Origin of the sequence: Nocardia neocaledoniensis (assembly GCF_029868625.1) — a bacterium.
GTDB lineage: Bacteria > Actinomycetota > Actinomycetes > Mycobacteriales > Mycobacteriaceae > Nocardia > Nocardia neocaledoniensis_A.
This window is the reverse complement of record NZ_JARWOJ010000143.1, coordinates 1-8,858: the sequence shown is the minus strand read 5'-3', so window position 1 is coordinate 8,858 and position 8,858 is coordinate 1. Positions and strand designations below refer to the sequence as shown.

General features: G+C 69.5%; 10 protein-coding genes and 1 pseudogene. 6 read left to right on the top strand and 5 right to left on the bottom strand.

What is annotated here, in order from left to right; all coding sequences use genetic code 11:
- Nucleotides 1-238: 238 nt before the first annotated feature.
- Nucleotides 239-1,006 (bottom strand): SDR family NAD(P)-dependent oxidoreductase, encoded by a 768-nt coding sequence (locus QH270_RS10685; RefSeq protein WP_280340545.1) that lies wholly within the window; start codon nucleotides 1,004-1,006, stop codon nucleotides 239-241.
- A gap of 174 nt (nucleotides 1,007-1,180) precedes the next feature.
- Between QH270_RS10685 and QH270_RS10680 the strand changes: the two genes are divergently transcribed.
- Nucleotides 1,181-1,825 (top strand): TetR/AcrR family transcriptional regulator, encoded by a 645-nt coding sequence (locus QH270_RS10680; protein ID WP_280340543.1) that lies wholly within the window; start codon nucleotides 1,181-1,183, stop codon nucleotides 1,823-1,825.
- Here QH270_RS10680 and QH270_RS10675 read toward each other — a convergent pair.
- From QH270_RS10675 to QH270_RS10660, 4 genes are all read right to left on the bottom strand, one after another.
- Nucleotides 1,801-2,514, bottom strand: coding sequence for a TMEM165/GDT1 family protein (locus QH270_RS10675; RefSeq protein WP_280340541.1), 714 nt, complete (start codon nucleotides 2,512-2,514; stop codon nucleotides 1,801-1,803). The genes QH270_RS10680 and QH270_RS10675 overlap by 25 nt on opposite strands.
- A 355-nt stretch (nucleotides 2,515-2,869) precedes the next feature.
- The gene (locus tag QH270_RS10670; protein WP_280340539.1) at nucleotides 2,870-3,397 is read right to left on the bottom strand and encodes a peptidase; all 528 of its coding nucleotides are present in this window, start codon (nucleotides 3,395-3,397) and stop codon (nucleotides 2,870-2,872) included.
- Nucleotides 3,398-3,667: 270 nt separating this feature from the next.
- Nucleotides 3,668-4,300 (bottom strand): superoxide dismutase, encoded by a 633-nt coding sequence (locus QH270_RS10665; protein ID WP_280340537.1) that lies wholly within the window; start codon nucleotides 4,298-4,300, stop codon nucleotides 3,668-3,670.
- Between the two features lie 137 nt (nucleotides 4,301-4,437).
- A complete protein-coding gene (locus QH270_RS10660; RefSeq protein ID WP_280340535.1) occupies nucleotides 4,438-5,049 on the bottom strand; it encodes a hypothetical protein in 612 nt (203 codons plus the stop codon).
- Between the two features lie 368 nt (nucleotides 5,050-5,417).
- Between QH270_RS10660 and QH270_RS10655 the strand changes: the two genes are divergently transcribed.
- The 5 genes and pseudogenes from QH270_RS10655 to QH270_RS10635 all read left to right on the top strand — a co-directional run.
- Nucleotides 5,418-5,777: a rhodanese-like domain-containing protein gene (locus QH270_RS10655; RefSeq protein WP_110038012.1), complete on the top strand. Its 360-nt coding sequence runs from the start codon at nucleotides 5,418-5,420 to the stop codon at nucleotides 5,775-5,777.
- A gap of 19 nt (nucleotides 5,778-5,796) precedes the next feature.
- Nucleotides 5,797-6,798 (top strand): DUF4328 domain-containing protein, encoded by a 1,002-nt coding sequence (locus tag QH270_RS10650; protein WP_280340533.1) that lies wholly within the window; start codon nucleotides 5,797-5,799, stop codon nucleotides 6,796-6,798.
- Entirely contained in the window at nucleotides 6,795-7,562 is a 768-nt protein-coding gene (locus QH270_RS10645) for a glycerophosphodiester phosphodiesterase (RefSeq protein WP_280340531.1), read from the top strand. The genes QH270_RS10650 and QH270_RS10645 overlap by 4 nt, the downstream gene beginning before the upstream one ends.
- A gap of 24 nt (nucleotides 7,563-7,586) precedes the next feature.
- Entirely contained in the window at nucleotides 7,587-8,507 is a 921-nt protein-coding gene (locus tag QH270_RS10640; RefSeq protein ID WP_280340529.1) for a DUF5926 family protein, read from the top strand.
- 159 nt (nucleotides 8,508-8,666) lie between these two features.
- Nucleotides 8,667-8,858: pseudogene (locus QH270_RS10635) on the top strand (hypothetical protein); the annotation flags it as partial.

The following is an 8,858-nucleotide window of genomic DNA, read 5'->3' as shown; positions in this document are numbered from 1 at the left end:
GGTCGCGGAACGCCTGACAGCGCAGACAGCCCCGAGCCCAATTACGGCGGCGGGCAGTAGCGCGGACCGCGGGGGTAGTGGGGGGGAAAACAACCGCCCCCCGGCCCCGCCGCCGCCCGCCCCCCCGCCTTAATGGGGGCTGGGGAGGTGGGGGGTGTCTGGGGTTCCGCGACCGCAGGATCGGTCGGTCAACCGACGAGGTGGTGACGACCGGGGAGAGGCGCGGGTGGGCCAGGGGTCAGCGCGGGGCCATGCGCAGCGCGCCGTCCATGCGGATGGTCTCGCCGTTGAGGTAGTCGTGGGCGGTGATGTATTCGACCAGCTGGGCGTACTCGTCCGGGCGGCCGAGGCGCGACGGGAACGGGACGCCGGCCTCGAGGCCCTTGCGGTACTCCTCGGTGACACCGGCCAGCATCGGGGTGTCGATGATGCCGGGGGCGATGGTGTTCACGCGGATGCCGAACTGGGCCAGGTCGCGCGCGGCCGGGACGGTCATGCCGTGCACGCCGCCCTTGGACGCGGAGTAGGCGATCTGGCCGATCTGGCCCTCGAACGCGGCGACCGACGCGGTGTTGATCACCACGCCGCGCTGGCCGTACTCGTCGACCGGCTCGGTCTTGGCGATGGCGTCGGCGGCCAGGCGCATCACGTTGAACGTGCCGAGCAGGTTCACGGTGATGACGGTGCGGAACAGCTCCAGGTCGTGCGGGCCGTTCTTGGACAGGATGCGGCCGGCCCAGCCGACGCCGGCACAGTTGACCACGATGCGCAGCGGCGCCGGGCCCTCGGTGATCTTGGCGATCGCGGCGGCGACCTCGTCGTTGCTGGTGACGTCGGCCGCGATCAGGGTGACACCGGCGGGCACGTTGTCGCCCGCGCGCTCGATGGACGCCGGGACGTCGAGCCCGAAGACGGTGGCGCCGGCGTCGGCCAGTCGCTTGGCGGTGGCGGCACCGAGGCCGGACGCGCCCCCGGTGACGATGGCGGCGGAACCCGAAATCTCCACGATGGTCCTCTCGTTCATGACAGCCAGTTGGCACTTCGTCAATGGCACCTTAGCCGGTCTCGGTTGAGGCGCACATCACCCGTTCACCGACCCATGGGTAGCGTGGCGCACCACGCGCGAGTCCGACCGCGCAGAATGGAATGGCAAGCCCGACCTCGAGCACGGAGTTCGACGATGAGCGATTCGGCATCCACCCTGCGCCAGCTCCCGCGCGGACGGCACCATCTCTCCCGCGAGGAAGTGGTGGCCTCGCAGCGGGAACGCATCCTCGTCGCGATGGGCGAGGCGATGACCGAAGGCGGCTACGTCGGCACCCCCGTGGCCGCGGTGCTCAAGCGGGCCGGCGTCTCGCGCGAGACGTTCTACGAGCTGTTCCGCTCCAAGGAGGACTGTTTCGCGGCCGCGTTCGACCGGGTCTCCGGATTGCTCGCCGCCCGACTACAGGAGGTGATCGCCGAGACCGCCGAGGCCGACGGGTTCACCAGGATGGACCGCATCCTCACCGCCTACTTCGACCACATGATCGACGACCCGGCCTCGGCGCGGCTGTTCCTGATGGAGGTGTACGCGGTCGGGCCGTCGGCGGTCAAGGCCAGGATGGAGCTGCAGAGCCGTTTCGTGGCGGTGGTGGCCGCCATGCTCGGCGCGCAGACCGCTGAGCAGCAGTTCGCCTGCGCGACCCTGGCCGCCGCGATCGGCGCCATGGTCACCGGCAAGATCGCGGCCGAGGATCTGGCCGGGCTGCGCGATCTGAAGGAACCGCTCATCGACCTGGCCCGCCGCTCCGGTGCGGTCTACGGCAACGCCTTCACCGACTGAGCGGAGTCTTCGACCGTCGCCGGGCGCGTCCGCAAGACCCGCCAGGCGCCGATCCCGAGGCCGACCACGATGGGGGCGAGCAGGGCGAGGCCGGTCGAACCCCAGCCGCCCAGGCTCGGCACGAAGGCGTCGAGCGTGGTCTTGGCGGCGAAGAACAGGAACAGCAGGCCCGAGGTGAACGCGATGCCGCGCTCGGGCAGGTGCTTACCGGCGAGCTTGCCGACCAGGATCGCCAGTCCACCGGCGGCGACCATGCCTGCCGTCGAGCCGATCCAGACGGCCAGCCAGCCGTTGTTCGAGGCCAGGGCGGCCGCCGCGAACATGGTGCGGTCGCCGAGTTCGGCGAGCATGAAGGCGGAGATGACGACGAGGAAGGCGTTGCGCGTGCTCGGCGGCGGCGTGTCCTCGATGTCCTCGGCCGAGCCGAGCGCGTCTCGCAGTGTCCACAGGCCGACGGCGAGCAGGGTGAGCGCGGTGACGACGGCGATGGCGTTCGCGGGCAGCGCGGTCCCGAGGAAATGGCCGACTCCGGCGGCGATGAGGTTGACGGCCACGCTGGCGACACTGATGCCGATGAGCACCACCCACCAGCGGTAGCGCAGCGCGAAGGTCAGGGCCATCAACTGCGATTTGTCGCCGAGCTCGGCGAGGAAGATCACGCCGAAGCTCAGCAGGATCGTGGCGATCATGGTCAGCTCCCAGGTGGACAACTCCGGCCTGCGGCTGAAAACGGGTGCGCCCTCAGCCACACCGGTCTACGGATCGGTTCGTGGCCGAAGGTCTCGCCCACCGGTGGTCACCGGTTCGCGCAGCCGGACCGCGCCGAGTGGCGCCGATCAGTATGTCGACTGGGCGATTGCGGGCTACTCCCCTTCGCTGCTGTCCACCCTAGCCCGATTGCTGTCGGTATGCCAACTCTGTGTAATCGAAATCGCTATGGGCACAAGAAGTTTGGCTGTGCGGCCCGAATAGTTCGGTTCCCCTGAATTCTTCGGGCAGGAGACCCCGTTGCCCGGCGTTCGCCAGGCCGTCGGGGTGAAAGTCTCAGGCGGCCAGCAACATCGCCAGCACGGCGGTATCGGGATCGCTGATCAGATCCATCCCGACCCGGCTCACCAGGGAGGTGACGGTCCCGTCGAGCTCGGCCTCGGCCCAGGCCGCGCGATGCTCGAGACCCAGATGCGGCACGCCGGGCAACAGCACGCAGCCCGAGGCGGCGCCGACGCACTCCGGCAGCGAGGGCCGGGTCTCCGACGGCGGATGCAGCATCAGCAGTGCAGGCGGGACATGATCGGCGAAGCGGCCCGGCTCGACCGCGGCGTCACCGAGCACCGGCCCCTCGGCCAGCACCAGCCCGACCGTGCCCGGCTCGGGATCGTCGGGCAGGTCCTCGCGCACCCCGAACACCGTGGAGGTGGTCAGCAGGCCGGGCATCGAGGCCACCCGCACCGCGAGCACCAGCACCTGCGCCCATTCCTTGGTGGTGTCCGGCCAGCGGCCGGAGACCACGAAACCCTGTAGATGACCGCGCGCCTGGAACGGCGTGATCCCGATCGGACCATGCGTCGTCATGATGGCCTCCCGAACTCCGGGGGCGACGGTGCCCTTGTGATTCAGGAATAACCCGAAACTCGTCTGGCACACAAGTACCAGTGAGTGCTAGCCCGCCTCTCCGCGACTTCTGGCCGGACTCAGGTGTGGGGAGCTCTGGCGACGCGGCCGGGGGCGGTCGGCAGGCCAGTTTGCCCGTGCCCGACGAGTTACCCATGTCGGTGCGAGATCAGGCGAGACGACAGAGGCCCCGACGTATGTAGGGGCCTCTGGTTGGCTAGGCTACTCAGCCTAGGCTAATGAGCCGAAGATGAGGCCCTTGCCCTGGGTCACCGCGCGAGCGAAGCGATCCTGCACGTCGGCCCAGTTGACGACGTTCCAGAACGCGGTCACGTAGTCGGCCTTGACGTTCTTGTACTGCAGGTAGAAGGCGTGCTCCCACATGTCGACCTGCAGCAGCGGGATGATGCCGAGCGGCACGTTGGCCTGCTGGTCGTACAGCTGGAAGGTCAGCAGCTTCTGGCCCAGGGTGTCGTAGCCCAGGACGGCCCAGCCGGAGCCCTGCAGGCCGTTGGCGGCCGCGGTGAACTGCGCGCGGAACTTGTCGAACGAACCGAACTGGTCGTCGATCGCGGCGGCCAGGTCGCCGACCGGCTTGTCGCCGCCGTTGGGGGAGAGGTTCTTCCACCAGATGGAGTGGTTGGTGTGACCACCCAGGTGGAACGCCAGGTTCTTCTCGTTCAGGAAGATGGCGGCATGGTCGCCGGCCTCACGGGCGGCTTCCAGCTTCTCCAGTGCGGCGTTCGCGCCGGCGACGTAGGCGGCGTGGTGCTTGGTGAAGTGGATCTCGTTGATCTGTCCGGAGATGTGCGGCTCCAGCGCGCTGAAGTCCCAATCGAGTTCGGGCAGTGTGTAGACGGCCACGATGTCCCTTTCCGTGTGTCGGGCTGTGTGCGCCCATTCGGTCGAGCACACCAACCATCATTCGTACACCCGCTCGCTGCAACCGCAGGCGTGCGGCCCCGCATTCCCGCGCGGAGCGGATGACGACGCGGTCGGGCTCACAGCGGAGGGGCGACCTCGGCTTTCGAGGCTCTGGCGTCACCGGCATCGTGAGCGGCCCACCAGCGCCGGCCACCCTCGATGAACTCGGTCATCGGAATCTCGCGACCGCTCGGGTCGGAGACGGTGATCTTGTCGAACCAGACGCGGACGTCGAGTTCGCGCGGATCGATGCCCTCTTCCTGGGAGAACTCGATGACATGCGCCGCGATCCGGTGTTCGAGCACCGTGTCGAAGCTGAGCAGCTCGCTCCACAGGGTCCAGCCGCTGTCGTCGAGGTCGATGAATTCCCAGCCGTGCAGCCCGCCGCCGCCGAAGCTGTCGATGGCTTCGTCGAGCTGGTCGAGGGTGAGGGGGAGGACGCGGGCGTCGATGTCGTCCCAGCGCTGGATGCGCAGGGAAGCGGCGACCCGGGTGACTCCCGTGAAGGTGAGCAGGACTTTCGACTCGGTCGGCGCCGAGCTTTCGGCGGGTAGCGTCAGCACCTCGAGAGCGAGCTGCAGGCGCCCCGCCGCGGCGTCCACCTCTACTCCGAGACAGGTTGATTCGGACAAAGCGGTATTCAGGCCGTTGATGTCGAAACTGTCGAGTAGCCCCCTGCTCGTGTTCATGCGCCCAGGCTACCGATCCGGCCGCCCAGATCCCAGGATTTAGGATTTTCTCTAGTGTTGTCGTTTTTTATGGAACCGATCGGGCTCGGCTCGCGTCCAAGTAGATGTCGGGTCCGGTACAACCCTGGATCCCGACGTCAGCGGCGGGCAGCCGCTCCGGGATGACATGGAGGGGAGTCCCGGATCGGTTGCCCCGCCCGCTGTTCTTCCCGAGTCGACCTCGGTTGATAGCCCATGCCTCGAAATCGTGTGCTGACCGATAGCTGAGACCTGTGGATCACCCTGTGGATTCTGTGGATAACCGAGATCCATCCACAGACCGCGCCCACGGCAGCCCGAGCTCGGTCGCGGCATGGCAGGATCGAGGCGTGACGAGCTCCGAGGTCCCCACGGTGCCGGTGGGTGCGGTACCCGCCGCGTTCGACAGCGCGGAACCGGTCCCTGGTATCCAGCTGCTCGACGTGCGCGAACCCGACGAGTGGGAGCTCGGCCACGCGCCGGGCGCGATCCACATCCCGATGGTCGACGTGCCAGCGCGCCTGGACGAGCTCGACATCGACGCCGAGCTGTACGTCGTGTGCAGGCAGGGCGGCCGCTCGATCGAGGTGGTCAGGTACCTGGCCCACATCGGGTACGAGGCGGTGAACGTCGCGGGCGGGATGGTGGCCTGGCAGCAGACCGGCCGTCCGGTGGTCGCCGACGGCGAGCACGAAGCCAAGATCTACTAGTCCGGAACGGGGTGCGCGGGTGAGTTCGGTGGTGCAACCATGTGCGCGCTGTGGCGCGCGCTGGGCTGTGCAGGGCACGCCGATGCACTGGTGCCCGCGCTGCCGTGGCGTGCTGCTCTCGCCGGGCCGGGTCGACGCGCCCGCGTCCCAGCGCAACTACCGCTGGGTCGCCCGCAGGCCGGATCACCGGCTGCGCAAGGCCGCGGGTTCGGCCGTCGCCGCGCCGCCCGGCCCGACCCCGCGCTACACCGAGGTCCCGCGCTGGGGCCTGCTCGACCCGCCGCCGGCCCCGGCCCGGCCTGCCGAGCGTCCGCTGCGCGGGATCGCCGAATCGCGCGATGTGCTGCTCGTCCTCACCGCGCTGGCGTTCCTGGTCGCCGCGGCCGCCGAATACGGCAGGTACCTGATCCTGCTGCGCAACCGCACGACCCTCATCCCCAGCTGGCTGCTGTGGATCTCCGACATGTCGGTGTGGGTCTTCGGCGTCATCGCGCCGCTGTGCGCGCTGGCGACCGCGCTCGCGCTGGTCGCGTGGCTGATCGAGGCGCGCAAGTCCGCCTTCGCCGCGCAGGGCCGACGCGATCCGCGGCGCCGCTGGACGTTGATCGCCGGGTGTCTCGTCCCCGGCGTGAACCTGGTCTGGCCGGGCGTCTTCCTCACCGAATTGCTCGGCGCGCAGCCGGATCCGCGGGCCGAACGGGCCGTGCGGATCTGGTGGGCGGCCTGGGTGGCGAGCGGTCTGATCCTGCTCGCCGCGACGCTGTGGCGCGACGCGTCGAGCCTGCAGGCCGAGGCCGACGGTGTCTCCTTCACCGGGTTCAGCGACCTGTGCGCGGCCGCCTTCGCGGTGCTCACGCTGTGGACGGTCCGCCTGCTCGAGGGGCGTGACCTACGCGGCGCGCCGCGCTCGGCACACCGGTGGGTGATGGCCGCCGACCCGGCCGAGGTCGTCATCGCCCCGGTCACCCCGGGCGAGCGGGACGAGATCGAGAATTCGCAAGAGGAGGTTGTGGCCAAGTGAGCCAGGGCAATCGCGCGCCGTTCGTGGTGGCGCACCGTGGCGCGTCCGCGGCGCGCCCCGAACACACCCTCGCCGCCTACGAGCTGGCGCTGGAAGAGGGTGCCGACGGGGTCGAGTGCGACGTCCGGCTGACCCGCGACGGGCACCTGGTCTGCGTGCACGACCGCACCGTCGACCGCACCTCCGACGCCACCGGCCTGGTCAGCGAACTGACCCTGGACGAACTACGCGAGATGAACTTCGGCACCGCCGACCGGCCGGAGGGCGTGCTCGCCCTCAGCGACCTGATCAGCCTCGTGCTCGACTGGCGCAGCAGGCCGACCAAGCTGTTCATCGAGACCAAGCACCCGGTGCGCTACGGCGCCCTGGTGGAGAACAAGGTGCTCGCCGAACTGCAGCGCTTCGGCATCGCCACCCCCGCTTCGGCCGATCACTCCCGTGCCGTGGTGATGTCGTTCGCGGCGACCGCGGTCTGGCGGATCCGCCGCGCCGCGCCGCTGCTGCCGACGGTGCTGCTCGGCGAGTCATCCCGCTTCCTCGGCGGCGGCGCCGCGACGACGGTCGGCGCGACCGCGGTGGGGCCCTCGGTGAAGACGCTGCGCGAGCATCCCGAACTGGTCGACAAGGCCGCCGCGGCCGGCCGGGCTACCTACTGCTGGACCGTCGACGAGCCCGACGACGTGAAATTGTGCGCCGACCTGGGCGTGAGCTGGGTCGCAACGAATCATCCCGGCCGCACGAAGGCCCTGCTCGCAGGCGTCTGAGGTACCCGCCCATAAACTCCGTGCGTGGGTAAAAGCAAGCGGAACAGTCCGAAGCCCGACAGTAATCGGGCTCAGCGTCTCGCCGAGCGGCGTGCGGCGCAGGAGCAGGCATCGGCGGCCCCGACGCGGCCGTTCGAAGGTCTTGCTGCCGAATGTGATCTGGTGGCGCTGCGGGAGTTCGTGCCGTCGGCGACCGCGACCTTGAAGCTGGCGCCCGGTGTCGCGGCGCAGCGCGAGGTCACCCTGGCTACGGTCCTGCCCGGCGCCGTGGCCGCGCTGGTGCGCGCCGGTGACGAGCCCGTCGGCTTCGTCGGCACCCAGGTGCAGCATCAGGGCATCGATCCGTCGGCCGATATCGCCGCGGCGATCCTGTGGACGCAGTCCGCCGAGCCGGGCGAGTCGCTGGAATCGGCGGATTCGGTCGAGGGCGGTCCGCGCCTGGCCGACGTCATCGATCCGGGCGCCGACCTCGAGCTCACCGTGCACCAGGACTTCGACTGGTGGGTGCCCGAGGGCGTCACTCCCGATCCGCAGGTGGCGGCGACGATCGAGCAGGCCAAGCAGGCGATCATGCCCTCGGCCCGCCTGGATCTGGGCGCCGACGGCGTCGGTGCGGCCTGGTGGGTCGACGCGGGCGAGAAGGCGCACGTGCGCTGGGTGCGACCCGAGGACGAGGACAAGCTGATGCTGGCCCTGGCTCGCGTGCACGCCAAGGGCGGTCTGCACATGGGCGAGGGTTCGCGCTTCGCCGGTTCCTTCCGCACGCACGGCGTGCTGGTCCCGGTGTTCGACCTCGATCCCGAACTGCACCCCACCGAGTGGGAGGCGCCCGCCCGCGAATTCGGGGCGCGCCTGGCCGAGGCGCTGGCCTCGGATGCCCCGATGACCGGCGAGGAGCGCCGCTCGCGCGACGGTCTGCGCGGGCGTCAGGTCACGCTGCGCTGAACAAAATGAAATAAGCTCCTTTCACTTGCCGGGTCGGCTAGGTTCACGCCTACGCCGACCAACCGGCGAAGTGAAAAGAGGACATCATGGAATTTCTGGGATCTGTCGCCGGTCTCGCACAGATGGTGATCGGCACCATCCTGGCCAACACCGGCTCGGGTGGCTCCGGCTCCGGCTGGTGAACGCACGACGGATTGGGGGGGGGGCCCCCGCCCCGGCGCCGGCGCGGCGATCGAACAGGCCGGACCCTCGCTGATCCTGGCCTATCTGGCCGCGGGTCTGGCGATCTTCGTGATCATGCGCGCGCTGGGGGAGCTGCTCACCTACCGGCCGGTGTCGGGCAGTTTCGCG

Bases quoted from the DNA above. Each gene is read 5' to 3' on its own strand.
- QH270_RS10670 (WP_280340539.1), bottom strand. From the start codon at position 3,397: ATGACGACGCATGGTCCGATCGGGATCACGCCGTTCCAGGCGCGCGGT.
- QH270_RS10660 (WP_280340535.1), bottom strand. From the start codon at position 5,049: ATGAACACGAGCAGGGGGCTACTCGACAGTTTCGACATCAACGGCCTG.
- QH270_RS10680 (WP_280340543.1), top strand. From the start codon at position 1,181: ATGAGCGATTCGGCATCCACCCTGCGCCAGCTCCCGCGCGGACGGCAC.
- QH270_RS10675 (WP_280340541.1), bottom strand. From the start codon at position 2,514: ATGATCGCCACGATCCTGCTGAGCTTCGGCGTGATCTTCCTCGCCGAG.